Here is a 19,042-nt window from a genome sequence, read left to right as displayed (position 1 = left end):
ATAAACTATTTATAAATTACTTTATACATACACTTTAAATAATAAATTTTCCATATTGAATTTTAATTCAGAGACAGAGGTTTTTATGCCAGACGGTAGTTCACAGCAATTACTAAAAAAATTGAAGAATAAAACAACAGCAGAAATTTATTATGACAATTTTACTAGAGGCAGATACTCAACAGACGCATCTATTTATCAAATGATGCCGTATGGTGTTTTAATACCAAAAAAAAAATCAGATTTGATAGATACTATTAATTATGCAAGAGAAGCCAAAGTTCCACTTTTAGCTAGAGGAGGAGGAACCTCTCAATGTGGTCAGACTGTTAATGAAGCAATAATTATAGATAATTCAAAATTTTTAAATAGAATATTAGATTTTAACAAAGAAAAAATGACATGCATAGTCGAGCCTGGAATAGTACTTGATGAATTAAACAAATTTTTAAAACCATTTGGATTATGGTTTCCTGTAGATGTTTCAACTTCCAGCAGAGCAACAATTGGTGGAATGACAGGTAACAATAGTTGTGGTGGACGCTCAATTAGATATGGAATGATGAGAGACAATGTTTTTGAAATAGAAGGAATATTAAGTGATGGCTCAACGTATAAATTTGGGCATATTAAAGATAAAGAGATAGCTTCGAGCAAAGAACTTGCTCCAAAAATTATAAATAACCTTTTAAATCTAGCTCTAGAGAATAAAGATGAAATATTAACAAAATTTCCTAAAGTACTTCGTAGAGTTGGCGGGTATAATATTGATTCACTTTTACCAGATGCAATGGCCTCCAGACCAAACGGTAAAAAAGGCGACGGAATAAATTTATCTCACTTATTAGTAGGATCAGAAGGAACTTTAGTATATTCATCTGCAATTACTCTTAAATTGTCACCTCTTCCTTCTCAAAAAATTATGGGTATATGTCACTTTCCATCATTCTATGAGGCAATGGATGCTGCACAACATATTGTTCCATTAGATCCAATAGCAGTGGAACTTGTTGACGATACGATGCTTAGTCTTGCAAGAAAGATTGATATATTTCAACCTACAGTTGAAGCAGTCGTAAAAGGCAACCCTAAATCTTTACTTTTAGTTGAATTCGCAGAAGAAGACATGAGTGTGAATCAACATAGATTGAAAAAACTTCATCAATTAATGGGTGATTTAGGATATTCATGGAAAGGTAATAAAAAAATTGGAGGAGTTATTGATGTTATTGACAATGCTTTACAAGCAAAAGTAACTGAAATGAGAAAGTCGGGGTTGAACATTATGATGTCTATGAAGGATGAAGCAAAGCCAGTTTCCTTCATAGAAGATTGTGCAGTCGAGCTTAAAGATCTAGCTGAGTATACTGATGGATTAAATCGAATATTTGACAAATATGACACCAAAGGAACTTGGTATGCTCATGCTTCTGTTGGATGTCTTCATGTAAGGCCTGTTTTAAACATGAAGCTTCAAACGGATGTTTCAAAAATGCGCAATATTGCAGATGAAACTAGTAAATTGGTAAAAAAGTTTAAAGGTTCTTATTCAGGAGAGCACGGCGATGGAATAGCACGTTCTGAGTTTAATGAAGTAATGTTTGGAAAAAAAATGATTAATATTTTCGAAACTATTAAACAAGCTTTTGATCCAGATAATATTTTTAACCCTGGAAAAATAATAAATGCACCTAAAATGGACGCTAGAGATTACTTTAGATATGCCCCTTCATATAACGCAAAAAATATTAATACTATTTTAGATTGGTCCCAATGGCCTGGTAATGCTGGTGGGTTTCAAGGGGCAATTGAAATGTGTAATAATAATGGATCATGTAGAAAGTTAGATGGCGGAGTTATGTGTCCATCTTTCAGAGTTACAAAAGATGAGAAAGATTCAACTAGAGGAAGAGCTAATTCGCTTAGATTAGCCCTTTCAGGACAATTGGGTAATAACGCACTTACAAGTAAAGAAATGACAGCAACAATGAAGTTATGTGTCTCTTGTAAAGCTTGTAAACGCGAATGTCCAACAGGCGTAGATATGTCAAAAATGAAAATAGAGTTATCAAACCTACATGCAAACAAATATGGTCTTAATTTAAATAGCAAATTAATAGCCTACTTACCTAAGTATGCTGCGTTTGCATCTAACTTTTCTAAACTTTTTAATCTAAGAGATAAAATTCCTGGCGCTGCCAAAATTAGTGAGTTACTCTTTGGTTTTACTGCAAAAAGGCCACTACCAGCATGGCGTAATGATTTCTTTAGAAATAATGAATTACCAAACTCAATTGAAAAAATTAATGGCCAAACTCCAATCATATTATTTGTTGATACTTTTAATCGTTATTATGAACCAGAAAATATAAGATCCGCCATAAAGGTCTTAAAATCAGCTGGATATTTTCCCTTTATTCCAAATTCAAAAGATAATAAAGCATTATGTTGTGGAAGAACCTATTTAAGCAACGGCTTGATTGAAAATGCCAAAATTGAAGCAACAAAAATTTTAAATACCTTTTTACCTTTTTTGCAAAAAGGGATTGAAGTTGTTGGCTTAGAACCTTCATGTATCTTATCTTTTAGAGATGAGCTTCCTGCGCTAATTAAAGATGACGATATAAAGTTACTACAAAATAATTCATACACTTTTGAAGAATTACTAGAAAAAAATTGCAAAAAATTAAACTTTAAAAAATTAGATCAAAAGGTATTATTGCATGGTCACTGTCATCAAAAAGCATTTGACGCAGTAAAGCCAATCGAAAGTTTATTAAAAAAAATTGAAGGTTTAGAAGTTGAGACTATAGAAACTAGTTGTTGTGGCATGGCAGGTGCATTTGGATATGGTAAAGACACATTTGACATTTCTATGAAAATGGCCAACGAAAAACTTTTTCCTGCAATTCAAAAATCTGATAAAGATATCACCATTATTGCTGATGGGACATCATGTAGATGTCAAATTAAAGATGGTTTAAATAGGAATGCAATTCATGTTTCTAAATTTCTAGACGAAAATATAATTTACTAAATCTGTAATTAGATTTATCGTAATATTTAATAGAGGTCAAAATGCCAAATAGAACAAAAAAACCTACCGCTTTTCATTGGGGAAGCTACTATGCCGAGGTTGAGGATGGTAAAATTGTTGGCATGAAGCCTTACGGACAAGATAGAGATCCATCTAATATTGCAAAAGGAATTATAGATACTGTAGATGATGAGTTAAGAGTTAAAGTTCCTCATATTCGTAAAGGCTATCTCAGAGAAATAAGAAAAGAATTAGCTAATGGCAAAATGGCTATTACAGGCAAACGTTCCAGAGAAAAGCGCGGATCTGATGATTTTGTCCCAGTTTCATGGGAAGAAGCTATCAATATAGTATCGTTTGAGCTGAGCAGAATTAAAAAGAAATATAAAAACAAAGCATTTTTTGCGGGTTCTTATGGTTGGGGTTCAGCAGGTAGGTTTCATCATGCACAAAGCCAACTTCATAGGTTTTTCAATTGTTATGGTGGATATACTAAATCAGTCAACACCTATTCTTATGCGGCAAGCGAGACAATCATGCCTCATGTAATAGGTTTATCATATAGAAAATTTCTTGATACACATACAGACTGGAATAATATAAAAGACAATTCAGAATTAATAGTTATGTTTGGGGGCTTACCTCTAAAAAACTCACAAGTCACATCGGGAGGTGTTGGAAAACATACAACTAAACAATTTATCAAAGATTGTGCAAGGAAAGGTATAAAATTTATTAATATTAGCCCTATGGAAATGGAGGCTGACATCATTAGTAATGCTGACTGGATTAAAATTAGACCTGGAACAGATACAGCTTTGATGCTTGGTATAGCGTTTATACTTGAAAGTGAAAGTTTAATAGATAGAGATTTTATAAAAAAATATTGTATTGGGTATGATGTTTTTTATGATTACTTAAAAGGGATTTCAGATGGAAAAGCAAAAACTCCATTGTGGGCTTCTAAAGTAACAGGCATTCCAAGTAATATTATATATGATTTAGCCAAACAAATGTCTAAGAACAGAACTATGATAACTGGTGCTTGGGCTTTGCAGAGACAACAATATGGAGAGCAATCCCATTGGATGATTTCTGTTTTAGCATGCATGTTGGGGCAAATAGGTCTTCCTGGTGGAGGCTTTGGACTAGGTTACAGCGCTGAAAATGGGATAGGAAACCCTGTTAGTTACCACAAATGGCCAGCTTTAGAACAATTGAAAAATCCAGTAAGTGATTTTATACCAGTTGCAAGAATTTCAGATATGCTTCTTAACCCAGGTAAAACTTTAACTTACAATGGCAAAGATCTTAAGTACCCTGATATTAAGCTAGTTTATTGGGCTGGCGGAAACCCCTTTCATCATCAGATGAACTTAAAAAAACTTGTTAAAGCGTTCAAGCAACCAGATAGTATTATAGTTAATGAGATTTGGTGGAACAGCTTAGCAAGACATGCAGATATAGTATTACCCGCAACTACCTCCTTAGAACGAAATGACATAGGTGTTAGGCACTGGGATCAAACAATATCTCCAATGCATAAAATAATTGAGCCGGTAGGTGAATCAAAATCTGATTATGATATTTTTTCTGCTATCTCTGCAAAGCTAAATATTAACGAAAAATTTACTGAAAAACGTAATGAAGACCAATGGCTGAGACATCTATGGGAAGTATCTGTACAGAGCGCTAAAGATGCCAATTTCAACTTACCTGATTTTGACAAATTTTGGAGAAATGGGTTTCAAGAGGTATTATCTCCTAAAAAACAAACTATTTTGCTAGAAGATTTTAGGAAAGATCCAGTTAAGAACCGAATTACAACGCCATCAGGAAAAATTGAAATATTTTCTCAAACTGTAGCTGATTTTAATTATAAAGACTGCCCTGGACACCCAGCATGGTTAGAACAAGATGAATGGTTAGGATCAGCACTTACAAAACAATTCCCTCTTCAACTCATTTCTGGTCAACCTCACAATAGATTACACAGCCAACTCGATAATGGATCAGAAAGTCAAAGATTTAAGATTAATGGAAGAGAACCTGTAAAAATTAATCCTAAAGACGCAGAATTCCGAAATCTAAAAGATGGTGACATAGTTGAAATTTTTAATAAAAGAGGTAAATGCCTTGCTGGTGTAGTAAGAAGTCCAGAAGTGATGCCTGGTATTGTTTTTTTACCTGTAGGTGCATGGTACAACCCAGTGGATGACGGAAGCTTTTGCATTCATGGTAACCCAAATGTCTTAACTGAAGATATTGGAACGTCTTCACTTTCCCAAGGTCCTTCAGCGCACTCTACATTGGTTGAGATAAAAAAATACAAGAAGGATCCACCACCAATTACTATATTTAATAAACCTAACATAGTAAATAAGTAGAGTAAGTCTCCTTGGGTATTGAAATTTGTATTATCAACCCTCACGCAACAGTACAGTCAAATAAAAAACTTAAACACTGCGTGTCTGGGGTAATAGATAAAAGTTCAACAGTTTATATGAGTGAGGAGTCTATTGTTGAAGATTATTATAGTTATTACCTCGAAACTACAAATGTTTCAAAACTTGTTAAAGAAATAGAAAATAATAATTCATCAGATGCCTTCATATTAGCATGCTTCGAAGACATTGGAATAGATATTGTTAGAAAAATCACATCTAAACCTGTAATAGGCATTGGCGAGGCTGCTTTTTACACTGCTAATATTATTGCTAATAAGTTTTCAATTATCACAAACTTATCTGTATCTCACGAAGCTATAAAGAATAATTTGATTAAATATGATCTAGATCATAAATGTGTTTCATTGAGATCTATAGAAGTGCCCATATTGGATATGGAAACAATGTCTAAGTCTAATATAAAAAAATTAGAAAATGAGGTAAATAGAACAATCGTTGAGGATAATCCAGAGGCAATTATAATAACTAGCCCTGGAATTTTAAATTTAACAAAAATATTTAGTGATAGATTTAACATTCCTATAATTGAAGGTGTAACAGCTGCTGCTGCACTTGTAGAAAATCTTTCAAAACAAGACCTTAAAATTAAAAAATTTACAAAGCCTTTAACAAGAAGTAATCGCCTTAAAATTTAAAAAAAAATAATTAGAGCAACTCATTTTCTCTATCTATTTTAGTTAAATTTTCATCTCTTTCATAATAAGTCAAATCATTAATCCTAAGACTTGCTATTTTATGAATCTCTTTCATTGCAGTTTCAAATTCTTCTTCTTTACTATTATAAACTCTTTTTTTCATTTCATTTATTATATCATTTTTTGATAAGCCTTTTACAGCAATGATGAATGGAAATTGAAATTGATTTCTGTATTGCATATTAAGTTGAGTTAAAACTTTAAACTCGTCTTCATTACATTGATCTAACCCAGCAGACTTTTGTTCTTCCTTGGAGAATTCAGTTAGTTCATCTATCTTTTTCAGCTTGTTTCCTAATTCTGGATGGGACCTGATTAAATCTAATTTTTCCTGTTTACTTGCTTTTTCAACTACTGACCTCATTTTTCGTTGCAAATATTCTTTATTTAAATTTTCATTAACTTCATTAGAAAACAGCCTTTCAGGTACCCATGGAGAATGTTCATATATACTTCTTAAAAGTTCTATGATTTTCTTCTTCGAAATTTTTTTAGATAAAAATATAAAAGTTTTGTTGGACATATTATCACCTAATATTAAAGTGTTTATATTATTAAAGCATACTTTATATAACATTTGATAGAGAAATTTATGGCTGGCCTCACGACACACGTTTTAGATACCAGTAAAGGTGCACCTGCTTTTAATCTAAAAATTCAGTTGTTTAAAATAAACAAGTTAGAAAAGAACTTGGTTGGAACTTTTATAACTAACCAAGATGGAAGAGTTGATAAACCACTAATTACTGAAGACAATTTAGAAGAAATTGAGTATGAGTTATTGTTTTTTGTAGGAGATTATTTAAAAAATGTTAATGTTGATTTAGATAAACGTTTATTTTTAGATAAGATCCCAATTAGATTTAATATCACTAATAAACTTGAACATTTTCACGTTCCATTACTTTTATCTCCTTTTGGCTACAGTACTTATAGAGGCAGTTAAGGTATGATGTTTCTAATGAATGAATGGCTTGAACTTATTTTAAGATGGTTTCATGTAATTGCTGGTATTGCCTGGATTGGATCTAGTTTCTATTTCATAGCTCTTGATTTAAGTTTAAAACAAAATAAAAATTTACCTCCCAAGTCATATGGTGAAGCTTGGCAAGTCCATGGTGGTGGTTTTTATCATTTAGTTAAGTATTTAGTTGCTCCATCTAAGCTTCCATCAGAACTTACCTGGTTTAAGTGGGAAGCTTACGCTACTTGGGTTTCCGGCTTTGCTTTACTAGCGCTTATATATTACGCAGGAGCAGAATTATATATGATAGACATAATCAAATATGATTTTGAAAAATATGAGGCAGTAATCATATCTATTTTAGGAATAATATTTGGTTGGTTAGTTTATGATATGATATGCAGAATTTCATTAAAAACTAATGTTTACACGTTAATACTGTCTATTTTTATTTTAATTACAATCATGTCCTGGATTTATTCTGAGCTTTTTAGTTACAGAGGAGCTTTTATGCAGATTGGAACTGTATTGGGAACAATAATGGTTGCTAATGTTTTAATGGTTATTATACCTGGACAAAAAAAAGTAGTAGCCAGCCTTATTAAAAATGAAACTCCAGATGCAAAATATGGCATGGTAGCAAAACAACGTTCTCTTCATAATAATTACTTAACACTACCAGTAATTTTTATTATGATTTCAAATCATTACCCAATAATTTATGCAACAAAGTACTCTTGGTTGATCATTCCTATTATCTTAATAATTGGTGCATTAATAAGACATTTTTTTAATGTTAAACATACTGGTATCAAACCACCATATTGGATAATTTTTCCAATAATTATTTTGTTATCCTTATCAATGTTCATTTCTAATTTAGGTAAACCCAAACTTACAAAGACTAATCAAAATGCTCATATAATTAAAATAATACCAGAGCCTATTTTAACAAATGCTCAAGAGATTATAATTTCAAAATGTTCTATGTGTCACGCAAAGGAACCATTATGGGACAATATGCACAGTGCTCCAAAGCAGGTAATGCTTGAGACCACTGAAGACATTCTGATGAATATTGAAAATATATATTCTCAATCAGTTGCTTCATTCGCAATGCCACCAGGTAATGTTTCATTTTTAGAAAATCACGAAAGAGCTCAAATTGAAGAACTTTATTTAACAATATTAAATCTAACAAAAAACAAATAATAGTAATGGAAAATACATATGGAAAATCTAGATGTTATTCTCACTAATGGTAGAGTGGTTACAGAAAAAGGTATAGAAAATTGTGATATAGGCATCTTTGAGGGGAAAATTTGTGCATTAGGCCAATTGAATAGCAATGCCAAAAACATAGAAGATGCTACCGATTTAATTATACTACCAGGTGGAATAGACGCACACGTACACATTGATCAACCTTCTGGACCTGATGTAGAAATGGCTGATAATTTTCAAAGCGCTACTAAATCTGCAGCAGCTGGAGGATCTACAACAGTATTACCTTTTGCTATGCAAGAAAAAGGACAATCATTGAGAGAATGTGTAAAAAATTATCATGCGAAAGCTAAGGATAATTTATTTGTGGACACTTCTTTTCACTTGATAATTAGTGACCCATCAGCGCAAGTGTTAGGCCAAGAGCTACCTGCATTAGCTAGAGACGGATATACTTCTTTCAAAGTTTTCATGACATACGATGATCTTGTGCTTAATGATGAAGAACTATTAAAAGTTTTTGAAGTTGCAAAAAAAGAAAAAACCTTGGTTATGGTTCATGCAGAAGGTTATGATGCGATAAGATATTTAACAAAAAAATTAGAAGATGAAGGTAAACTAGCCCCTTACTATCATGGATTATCAAGACCTCAAATTGTAGAAAGAGAAGCTACTCATAGAGCCATTAGCCATGCACAAATTGTTGATATACCCATTGTAATAGTTCATGTATCAGGCAATGAAGCTTTGTCGCAGATAAAATGGGCTAAAGAAAATGGTATAAAGGTTTTTTCAGAAACATGTCCTCAATACATTTGCCTAACTGAAGATGATATGAAAGGACTTAATATGGATTTTGAGGGGGCTAAGTATGTATGCTCTCCTCCTCCAAGAGATAGAGAAAGTCAAGAAGCAATTTGGGAAGGAATTATAGACGGAACGTTTGATATTTTTTCCTCAGATCACTGCCCTTTTAAGTTTAAAGATAAAAAAGGAAAAGATCGACCAGGAGCAAGGACTTCCTTCAAATGGGTTCCTAATGGGATACCTGGTGTAGAAACCAGACTTCCAATCTTATTTTCAGAAGGCGTAAGCAAAAACAGAATTTCAATTGAGAGATTTGTAGAATTGACCTCTACAAATCCTGCTAAAATGTATGGATTATACCCTCAAAAAGGTTCTATTAAAATCGGAAGTGATGCAGATTTAACTATTTGGGATCCAAATAAGGTAAAAAAAATAAAACAAGCTGACCTACATCATGGATCTGATTATACACCTTATGAAAACTTAGAAATTAAGGGCTGGCCAATACAGACTTGGTTAAGAGGTCAGAAAATTTATGAAGATAATAAATTTATTACACAAAAAAATCTTGGTAGATATGTTTCAAGAGACTTTTGTTTACTCTAAATAATTAGGATTAATAATCATGACTACAAATAACTCAATTCAAGGTTTAGTTAATCTAGCTTCACCTAAAATGGGCACCAAAATATTGGCGTTTTCTGATGATTTTTTTGGTGAAGTAACAAGAATGTTAAATGATAAAGAACCCATTTTTATCGAAGATAAATATGATAATCATGGTAAATGGATGGATGGATGGGAAAGCAAAAGACGAAGAGATGGTGGAAATGATTGGGCAATTTTAAAGCTTGGTTCAGCAGGTATTATATCTAAAATAGAGATAGATACGAGCTATTTCACTGGAAACTTTCCTCCTTTTTTTTCTTTAGAAGGAATATATAGCGAGACTGATCCGAATAAAGATTCTAATTGGAAATCTTTAATAGCTAAAACTAGCCTAATTGGGGATTGTAAGAACAATTTTGAATTAAATTTAAAAGAAAAATTTAATTTCGTTAGGTTACAAATATTTCCGGACGGCGGTGTTGCACGCATTAGATTGTTTGGAAAGGTAAAATATAACTGGGATAGGTTTAATAATGAAGAAATAATAGAATTATCTTCATTAAAACTAGGTGGCTCTATTTTAGCTTATAACAATGCACATTACGGAGATGTCTCTGCACTTCTTTCCGAAGGAAGAGGACAGACTATGGGTGATGGCTGGGAAACTAGAAGACGACGTGAGCCAGGTAATGACTGGATCATTATTAAATTAGCAAAGAAAGGTAAGATTGAAAAAATTGAAATTGATACAGCTCATTTTAAAGGAAACTATCCTGATCGAGCATCAATTCAAGCAATATCTATTGATAAGAACATAACAACAAAAGACCTTATTGAAAGTTCAGAAAATTGGGATGTTATACTAGATGAAACCAAGTTAACTGCCGACAATATCCATAAGTATGAAATTAATTCAAATTCAAAAGCTGAAGCCACTCATATTAGATTAAATATTTACCCAGATGGGGGTGTTTCTAGACTTAGAATATTTGGAAAAAAGTTAGATGATAAATAAAATTGAAATTGAAAATATAGACTTAGGTAACTTCAGCGAATTTGGACATGTAATAAATAAAGACACAACTTCTGAAAAAATTTCTATAAATCAAGGTACCACAATTCGTCATCATAATATTTCAGATTTAGAATTGAACAATGAAGGTGGAGTTCCAGCAATTTCGATATTTTCAGGATCCCCAAGAAATTTACCTATTGAAATCAAAATAATGGAAAAACACCCTATTGCTTCTCAAAGCTTCTTACCTATTCAAAATATAGATTGGTTAATAGTTGTGTCCAAGGACAAAAATAATATGCCAGATTTAGATACTATAAGGTGTTTTGATGTAAAAGGTGACGTTGGTATAACTTACAATAGGAATGTTTGGCATCACCCTTTGTTAGTTAGAAAAAAACAAGAATTTTGGATTGTTGATAGAATTAAAAAAAATGAAAATTCTTCTGTTAATTTAATAGAATATCATTTCAAAGAAAATGAAGTAAGACATTTAATCTTTTAATATTTATAAATCTAGCAATCTCTTTGACGCAGATTTGTGTTCATCAAGTGAAACACCAAGATCAAAGTTACTCATATTACCTGACTCAGAAATCACTCTCCCATTACATATTGTGTAAGCTGTATGCATAGGTGAACAAAACACTAAACCAGCCAATGGATCACTCCAAGTTCCAGACAATGAAATTTGATTAAGATCATAGATGGCAAAATCTGCAGCCTTACCAACGGCAATTTGTCCTATGTCGTTTCTGTTAAGAACTTTAGCTCCACCTCTTGTCGCAGTATATAGTGCTTCTCGAGCTGAAAATTTGTCTGCTCCTAGATTAACTCTTTGTAAGAGCATAGCTTGACGAGCTTCATTTAATAAATGTCCGCTATCATTAGAACTTGATCCATCAACACCTAATCCAACATTAACGCCTGCATCAAGCCAATTTCTTAAAGGAGCGATACCACTTGCTAAACGCATATTTGAACAAGGACAATGAGCTATTCCTGTACCTGTTTTTGCAAATAAACTTACTTCATTTTCATCTAATTGAACACAATGAGCATGCCAAACATCATTACCTAACCATCCTAATTCTTCAATATACTGACCGGGCCGCATACCAAAATTTTCCTCAGTATAAATAATATCTTCTTTATTTTCTGCCAAATGGGTATGCATACCTACAGAAAATTCTCTAGCTAAAATAGCTGTTTCTTTCATTAAATTTTGACTTACACTAAATGGTGAGCATGGTGCTAAAGCTATCTTTAACATGGATAAATCAGCATCATCATGAAACGTTTCAATAACTCTTTGACAATCCTTTAATATAAAGTTTTCTTCTTCTACTAAAGTGTCAGGTGGCAAACCTCCTTTACTAACTCCTATACTCATTGAACCTCTGGTTGCATGAAACCTGCAACCAACAAGTTTAGCTGCTTCAATTTGATCTTCAAGTTTTGAACCATTAGGAAAAAGATATAGATGATCACTAGAAGTTGTACATCCACTCATTACCATTTCTGATAAACCAATTAGGGATGAAATATAGATATCAGACGGAATTATTTTATTCCAAATTGGATATAAATTTGTTAACCAACCAAATAATGATTCATTTTGAGCATTTGTATAGCATCGAGTTAAATTTTGAAATAAATGATGATGTGTATTAATCAACCCTGGTATTACAACCATTTCAGAGGCATCTATTGTGCTCCTGGTATCATAATTGGAGTTTTCACATTGACCAATTTCAATAATTTTTCCATTTTCACAGTAAATAGATTGGTTAACAATTTCATTTTGATTGTCATCCATCGTTGCAATAATTTTTGCATTTTTAATTAGAATATTAGACATTAAAAAAAATTACACCGCTTTTAGTTTAGCGGTGTAATGTAACAGTATTTATTTTAATTTAAAAATTATTATTTATCTTCTTCTGGTAAAATAATATTTAATAAAACAGCTAAGAAAGCAGCTGGCAATAAACCCGACGTCATAAGCATTTGAAGATCTCCTCCTAATCCTTGAACAGAGGCAGGAACTTTTTGTAAACCAAAGCCTATAGATAAGGAAATAGCAAATATCATCATATTTCTTCTATTCCAATTTACACTACTAAGCATGTTTATACCTGCAGATGCGACCATACCAAACATGACGATAACTCCTCCTCCTAGGACGGCTATTGGCATAGAAGAAACTAGTGCGCCTATTTTAGGAACGAGACCACAAAGTATTAAAAAAATAGCTGCTATAGTAACAACAGATCTACTCATTACTCCAGTCATAGAAATTAGACCTACGTTTTGGCTAAAACTCGTATTTGGTAAACCACCAAAAATTCCAGCAACTGCAGTACCTATTCCATCTGCATAGGTTCCACCCTGAAGTTCTTTATCTGTAGCTTCTCGATTGGCTCCACCTTTTGCTATACCTGATATATCTCCAACTGTCTCAATTGCACTAACAATAGACATAAGACACATAGCTATTATCACAGTTAAGTTAATATCAAAACCATACTTAAATGGCTCTGGTAAAGCAAACCATGCAGCTTTACTTATACCAGAAAAGTTTACGTCTCCCATAAAAATAGCAATAACATAAGCCACAATCATTCCTAATAATACTGATGAGCTTGAAATAATTCCTTTTGTCCAAAATTTTAATCCAAAAGATACTAATATAACAATTATTGCAAGGCTCCAATTGCCCAAACCTCCCCAAGTCGGTTTTGACATATTAAAATCACCAGCACCACCAGCAGCATACTGAATCCCAACAGGAATCAAATATATACCAATTGCTAAAATAATAATTCCAGAAACTAATGGAGGGAACCAATGACGAATTTTACCTATGAATAATCCCATAAAAGCATGAAACAAACCTCCAATGACTATTCCACCGAAAAGCGTTCCCATACCCATTTTAGCAGCTCCAATCATGACTGGCACAAAAGCAAAACTAGTACCTTGCATAACCGGTAGCCTAGCCCCTACTGGACCAAAACCAATTGTTTGCATTAAAGTAGCAATTCCAGCGAATAACATAGACATTTGTATTAAAAATACTGTGTCAGCACTTCCAAAGGCAAAACCAGCAACACCTGCAATAATTATAGAAGGTGTTACGTTACTAACAAACATTGCTAGAACATGTTGTAATCCAAGAATTAGACCAACCTGTAAAGGTGGAACATAATCAGGATTTTTTAAGTCTTCTTGTGAAATGTTTTCTAAGGCACTCATAGTTACCTCCCCTAAATGTTGTTAAACATAATTATCAAATCACAATATATAGATAAAAACAAATTAAAGTTATTTAACTTGTTAAGCCTTAATAACCTTTAAAATCTCAGAGGGAGTAGCAGGTGAATTTAATTTTTCTGGTCTTGATAATGGATTAGCTGCTTTAATAGCATCCTTAATAGCCAAAAAATGTGAAATAGCTAACAATAGAGGCGGTTCTCCAACAGCTTTAGATCTAAAAATAGTTTTCTCATCATTATCAGCATTTTCAAGTAATTTAACTTTAAACTTTGGAGGAGCATCTCTACTACCTGGTAACTTATAAGTTGAAGGCCCCGTAGTTAATAACTTTCCATCTTTAGAGAAATGTAGTTCCTCACATGTTAACCACCCTAGTCCTTGAATAAAACCACCTTCAATTTGACCTATATCAATACTTTCATTGAGAGAATTACCACAATCTTGAATAATATCTGCCTGAAGTATTCTACTTTCACCTGTATTAATATCTATTAAAGCTTCTGATACGGCTGCACCCCAAGTAAAATAAAAATAAGGATGACCTTTTAATTTACCTTGATCCCAATGTATTTTTGGGGTTTTGTAAAAGCCTGTAGATGATAGTGATATTCTGTTTTCCCAACATGAGTGAGCTAATTCTGAAAATAACAGACTTTTATTACCTGCTATTATTCTACCATTTTCAAAAGCAATTTCTGACTTATGTTTTTGAAATAATTGAGAGACATGAGTAATCATTCTATTTTTTATTTTAGACGCAGCATCCCAAGCTGCCATTCCATTTAAATCTGAACCAGATGAGGCTGCAGTTGCAGAAGTATTAGGAACCTCTGCGGTATTAGTAGAAGTAATATGTATTTGTTCTAAAGGAATTTTGAAACATTCTGCGACAACTTGGGCTACTTTAATAAACAACCCCTGACCCATTTCTGTGCCTCCGTGATTTAATCTCACTGATCCATCAGAATATACATGAACTAAAGCTCCTGCTTGATTAAATGACGGTTTATTGAATGATATTCCAAATTTTGCAGGCATTAGGGCAAGCCCTTTTCTAAAGGGTAATTTATTTTTCTCTTGATCTAAATTAAAAACTTTTACTGTTTCTACCCTTTTATGATAATCACTAAATCCATATATCTCTTTTATAACTCTTTCAATTCTTGGTTTTGATACAACCTGACCATAAGGTGTAGTAAGACCGTTTGATTTTGAATAAAAGTTAATATCCCTAATTTCGTCTAATGGCTTTTTTAAAAATTGAGCTACAAAATAAATAATATTTTCAATTGCTAGCATACCCTGTGGACCGCCAAATCCTCTGAAGGCAGTATTTGAAACTGTATTAGTCTTACAGATATAACCAACAGCTTTTATTGATTTTATAAAATAACAATTATCTAAATGGGTTAAAGCTCTTGTCATAACAGGACCCGAGAGATCCAAAACATTTCCACCATTACTTAATAACCTTAAATCCAGAGCATTTATCTTTCCCTTGCTAGAAAAACCGGCTGTAAAATATATTTTAAAGTTATGTCTTTTTCCAGATGCCGTCATGTCATGATGCCTATTAAGACGAATTTTTACTGGCTGTTGAGTAACAAACGCACACAAGGCAGACATTGCCGCAAATATTGTAGCCTGACTTTCTTTGCCTCCAAAACCACCACCTAATCTCCTAACTTTACTATCAATTTTGGCAGATGGAATGTTTAAAACTTTTCCAACTCCATGTTGTACTTCTGTTGGATGTTGTGTACTTGACCAAACTGTATACTCATTATTTTCACTTGGGAAAGTCAACGCTACATGTGTTTCAAGGTAAAAGTGATCTTGACCACCAATTTCAAAACAATCAGATATTTTGAATTTAGAACGGTCCATTTCATTCTCTAGCAAACCCTTTTCTAAAATAATTGGTTCATCTAAAAATGAGCTTTTAGAATAAGCGTCATCGAGTGTAAGTATTGGTTCTCCAATAAATTCTATTTCAACTTCTACTAAATTACTCGCATATATTGCCTCTTGGTGAGTTTTGGCTAAGATTATTGCAATTGGTTGACCGTAATATGTTATTAAATCATCAGCCAAAATTGGTTCTCCGTTTTTAATGGGACCTATTTCATTTTCACCAGGAATATCTTTTGCTGTAATAATTTTTGTAGAATAAGGTAATTTGTCTAATTTAGAATAATCTAATTTTTTGATTTTTCCATAAGCGCACTTAGAGAGAACAAGCCCACCATGTAATAAATTTTCTTGGTCTGGCATATCATCAATGTAAATTGCTTGACCAGTAGTATGCCTGATGGAAGAGTCATGAAAAGCAACTTTATTCATTATTATAATCCATAATTGACATTGTCTTTACACCATCAACCAAACATTTTTCTAGCCTTCTAAATAACCCCCTAAAGGACTCAATTCTATAATCTGCAGTTCCTCTTATGTCTGATATAGGCTTTATATAATTTTTAATATTATTGATAGCCAACGAAATTGATTTATCTAGTTTTTGTCCTTTCATATCTTTACAAAGGTTATCTAGATATTTTGGAGTTTCAGCAATACCTCCTGCTGCAAGATGGATGTCATCGATAATTTGATCTCTAATTTTGATATAAACAGTAAGAGAGATTGTAGAAATATCTTGGTCATATCTTTTTGATAACTTCCAACAAAAGAGATTGTAATCCTTTTTTGGTAAAGGCACTTCAATTGAACTTACAATCTCGTCTTTAGTTAAGATATTTTTTCTATAACCTGTGTAAAATTCATTTAAATTTACTTTTTTTCTTCCGTTACTTCCAAAAATATTTAACTTTGCATTCAAAGCCAAAAAGACAGGAGCTATATCTCCAATTGGACTGGATGTGCATAAATTACCTCCAATAGTACCTTGATTACGTATTTGTGGTGAACCAAATCTTTGCAGAAGTTCGATTAATTCTGGTATTCTATCCTTAATTGTAACTAAGAAATTTTCTATAGTTACAGCACTACCTAAAAGAAGTTTATTATTCTGAACTTCTATGTTTTTTAATTCTTTTATATTGCTTAAGTTGATAATAGTGTTTTGGTCTTCATTAATTATAGGTCTTTGCAAATTTAAATCTGTACCACCAGCTAAATATCTAAAGTTAGGTTTATTTGTTAAATTTAATAATTCATCTAAATTGATAGGATTATGATAGGAAACAAGGCCTAATTGGACATCATTATTTTGTTCTACGAATTGTATAGGCTTTATTTCTTCATGATTATTACCAACAGATTTTAGTGCCTTCACTATTGGAGAATAACCTGTACATCTACATAAATTACCTGAAACAGAATCGTTAATTGAATTTTCATCAACATCTTTGTTTGAATTTAATAATGAAATCCCAGAGATTATAAATCCAGGAGTACAATATCCACATTGTGATGCATTTTCTTTAATGAAAGAAGTTTGCAGAGGATGAGGTTTTTTTTCATTACCTATACCTTCAACAGTAATAACCCCTTTTCCAACAACCTGACCTACTCTGACTAAACAAGAATTAATTGGTCTTACCTCAGAATTAGATCCATCATGAACTAAAACTGAGCATGCTCCACAATCACCTTCAGCGCAACCTTCCTTGGTTCCCTTTAGTTTCAGGTTTGTTCTCAGCCAATCCAGCAAAGTAATATCATAGTCTATATTAGATAAAGTTCGCATCTCACGATTAACGTAAATGAAATTTGTGTTTTCAGGATGCATCAACATTCACCTAACTAGAATAGCTAAATAAAACGTTATGATATCTAACAAACCTAGTAAAGAAAATTAAACTATAGCTTTTTCAAATCTATCAAGATTTGGGATTTCAAGTTTTTGAGCAGTTTGTTTAATGTTTTCCCAAACTATAGGTGCTACAGGCAACCCATTTGCTAATCTATCGTTATTTGTAATAATCTCTTTGTCCCCTGGAATTAAAACTTTTCCGTTTTTATCAGATGCAGGTGAGGCTCTTACAAAATCAGCATATGACTGAACTTCTTTTGAAAAATAATCAAGATCCACCATCTTTTCTACAGATATATAAATAGATAGCATTCCATTAGCAAACTTCCTTTTTTCTTTATCATCTATTCCCGCACATACTCCTGAACCAGTTAAAGCTCCACCAAGCATTTCCATCATAAAGTTTATGCCTGAACCTTTATGCAATCCAAAAGCTGTTATAGCTCCACTTCCATTTTCAGAGTCAGGCACTTCATCATCACTTATTTTCCCATACATTACTTCTGGGTTTATAGTTAAGTTTCCTGAGCTATCAATTAACGCTCCTTGAGGTAGAGGCTTACCTCCCTTTTGAGCAACCATTACTTTACCTTCAGCAACAGTAGAGGTAGCCATGTCTAGTATTATATGCTCTTTACCCTTTGATGGAATTCCAATGGCTAAAGGTGAAGTGCTTCCACGACGATCAGTTCCTCCAAAAGGAGCTACTAAAAGACTTCCTCTTACGTTTACAAAATGAAAGGAGACATAACCAGCGTCCGCTGCTCTTTCAGCCCAGTCTCCAATTCTACCAAGATGTCCTGAATTTTTTAGTCCCACTACAGAAACGCCATGTTTCCTAGCTCTAACAATTCCTTCGTCAACAGCTCGTTCTCCTGCAACTTGACCAAAACCTTGTTTGGCATCCAAGCAAGCTAACGCACCTGCATCAATAACTAATTCTGCTTCAATATTTGGAAAAACCCAATCTCTTTCCATCCACTCAACATACCTAGGCACTCTAACTATCCCGTGGCTATCGTGGCCCTTTAAGTTAGAACCACAAAGTCTTTCCGCAATAGTCTTAGCTTCGTCATCGCTACACGCTTTAGCCTGAAATATTTCAGTAATAAGCTCTATTGCATCTTTAACTTTAACACGAATTTCAGAATCTCTACTTTTATCAGACAACT

14 protein-coding genes are annotated in these 19,042 nt (G+C 32.9%); 8 read left to right on the top strand and 6 right to left on the bottom strand.

Annotation, left to right across the window (positions count from 1 at the left end):
* Nucleotides 1–85: 85 nt before the first annotated feature.
* From ABXT66_RS03225 to ABXT66_RS03215, 3 genes are read left to right on the top strand one after another with little or no spacing between them, the layout of a single operon-like run.
* Nucleotides 86–3,037, top strand: coding sequence for an FAD-binding and (Fe-S)-binding domain-containing protein (locus tag ABXT66_RS03225; RefSeq protein WP_443644227.1), 2,952 nt, complete (start codon nucleotides 86–88; stop codon nucleotides 3,035–3,037).
* Between the two features lie 41 nt (nucleotides 3,038–3,078).
* Nucleotides 3,079–5,424, top strand: coding sequence for a molybdopterin-dependent oxidoreductase (locus ABXT66_RS03220; protein WP_443644226.1), 2,346 nt, complete (start codon nucleotides 3,079–3,081; stop codon nucleotides 5,422–5,424).
* Between the two features lie 11 nt (nucleotides 5,425–5,435).
* Nucleotides 5,436–6,140 (top strand): aspartate/glutamate racemase family protein, encoded by a 705-nt coding sequence (locus ABXT66_RS03215; protein ID WP_443644225.1) that lies wholly within the window; start codon nucleotides 5,436–5,438, stop codon nucleotides 6,138–6,140.
* A gap of 10 nt (nucleotides 6,141–6,150) precedes the next feature.
* Here ABXT66_RS03215 and uraD read toward each other — a convergent pair whose 3' ends face one another.
* Nucleotides 6,151–6,723, bottom strand: coding sequence for a 2-oxo-4-hydroxy-4-carboxy-5-ureidoimidazoline decarboxylase (gene uraD / locus ABXT66_RS03210; protein ID WP_443644224.1), 573 nt, complete (start codon nucleotides 6,721–6,723; stop codon nucleotides 6,151–6,153).
* 69 nt (nucleotides 6,724–6,792) lie between these two features.
* On the opposite strand from uraD, the gene uraH reads away from it, so the two are divergent.
* The 5 genes from uraH to ABXT66_RS03185 are packed head-to-tail and all read left to right on the top strand — an operon-like array spanning nucleotide 6,793 to nucleotide 11,324.
* Nucleotides 6,793–7,146, top strand: coding sequence for a hydroxyisourate hydrolase (gene uraH, locus ABXT66_RS03205; protein WP_443644223.1), 354 nt, complete (start codon nucleotides 6,793–6,795; stop codon nucleotides 7,144–7,146).
* 15 nt (nucleotides 7,147–7,161) lie between these two features.
* Entirely contained in the window at nucleotides 7,162–8,376 is a 1,215-nt protein-coding gene (locus ABXT66_RS03200) for a urate hydroxylase PuuD (protein WP_443644222.1), read from the top strand.
* Nucleotides 8,377–8,394: 18 nt separating this feature from the next.
* Nucleotides 8,395–9,801: a dihydropyrimidinase gene (gene hydA / locus ABXT66_RS03195; protein WP_443644221.1), complete on the top strand. Its 1,407-nt coding sequence runs from the start codon at nucleotides 8,395–8,397 to the stop codon at nucleotides 9,799–9,801.
* 19 nt (nucleotides 9,802–9,820) lie between these two features.
* On the top strand, nucleotides 9,821–10,819 hold the full coding sequence (gene alc / locus ABXT66_RS03190; RefSeq protein WP_443644220.1) for an allantoicase: 999 nt from the start codon (nucleotides 9,821–9,823) through the stop codon (nucleotides 10,817–10,819).
* Nucleotides 10,809–11,324 (top strand): ureidoglycolate lyase, encoded by a 516-nt coding sequence (locus ABXT66_RS03185; RefSeq protein ID WP_443644219.1) that lies wholly within the window; start codon nucleotides 10,809–10,811, stop codon nucleotides 11,322–11,324. The genes alc and ABXT66_RS03185 overlap by 11 nt, the downstream gene beginning before the upstream one ends.
* Before the next feature lie 3 nt (nucleotides 11,325–11,327).
* Here ABXT66_RS03185 and ABXT66_RS03180 read toward each other — a convergent pair whose 3' ends face one another.
* The 5 genes from ABXT66_RS03180 to ABXT66_RS03160 form a co-directional block, all read right to left on the bottom strand.
* Complete coding sequence (locus ABXT66_RS03180; RefSeq protein WP_443644218.1) at nucleotides 11,328–12,680, bottom strand: 8-oxoguanine deaminase; 1,353 nt, start codon at nucleotides 12,678–12,680, stop codon at nucleotides 11,328–11,330.
* Nucleotides 12,681–12,748: 68 nt separating this feature from the next.
* On the bottom strand, nucleotides 12,749–14,077 hold the full coding sequence (locus tag ABXT66_RS03175; protein WP_443644217.1) for a uracil-xanthine permease family protein: 1,329 nt from the start codon (nucleotides 14,075–14,077) through the stop codon (nucleotides 12,749–12,751).
* Nucleotides 14,078–14,158: 81 nt separating this feature from the next.
* Complete coding sequence (gene xdhB, locus ABXT66_RS03170; protein ID WP_443644216.1) at nucleotides 14,159–16,441, bottom strand: xanthine dehydrogenase molybdopterin binding subunit; 2,283 nt, start codon at nucleotides 16,439–16,441, stop codon at nucleotides 14,159–14,161.
* Nucleotides 16,434–17,846, bottom strand: a complete 1,413-nt coding sequence (locus tag ABXT66_RS03165) for an FAD binding domain-containing protein (protein WP_443644215.1) — start codon at nucleotides 17,844–17,846, stop codon at nucleotides 16,434–16,436. The genes xdhB and ABXT66_RS03165 overlap by 8 nt, the downstream gene beginning before the upstream one ends.
* Before the next feature lie 66 nt (nucleotides 17,847–17,912).
* On the bottom strand, nucleotides 17,913–19,040 hold the full coding sequence (locus ABXT66_RS03160; protein ID WP_443644214.1) for a malate/lactate/ureidoglycolate dehydrogenase: 1,128 nt from the start codon (nucleotides 19,038–19,040) through the stop codon (nucleotides 17,913–17,915).
* Nucleotides 19,041–19,042 lie beyond the last annotated feature (2 nt).

This window comes from Candidatus Levibacter sp. Uisw_134_01 (assembly GCF_047717795.1).
Classification (GTDB): domain Bacteria; phylum Pseudomonadota; class Alphaproteobacteria; order Puniceispirillales; family Marisalimonadaceae; genus Marisalimonas.
Note: the sequence above shows the minus strand (reverse complement) of the source record. Positions and strands in the feature narration are given on the sequence as shown.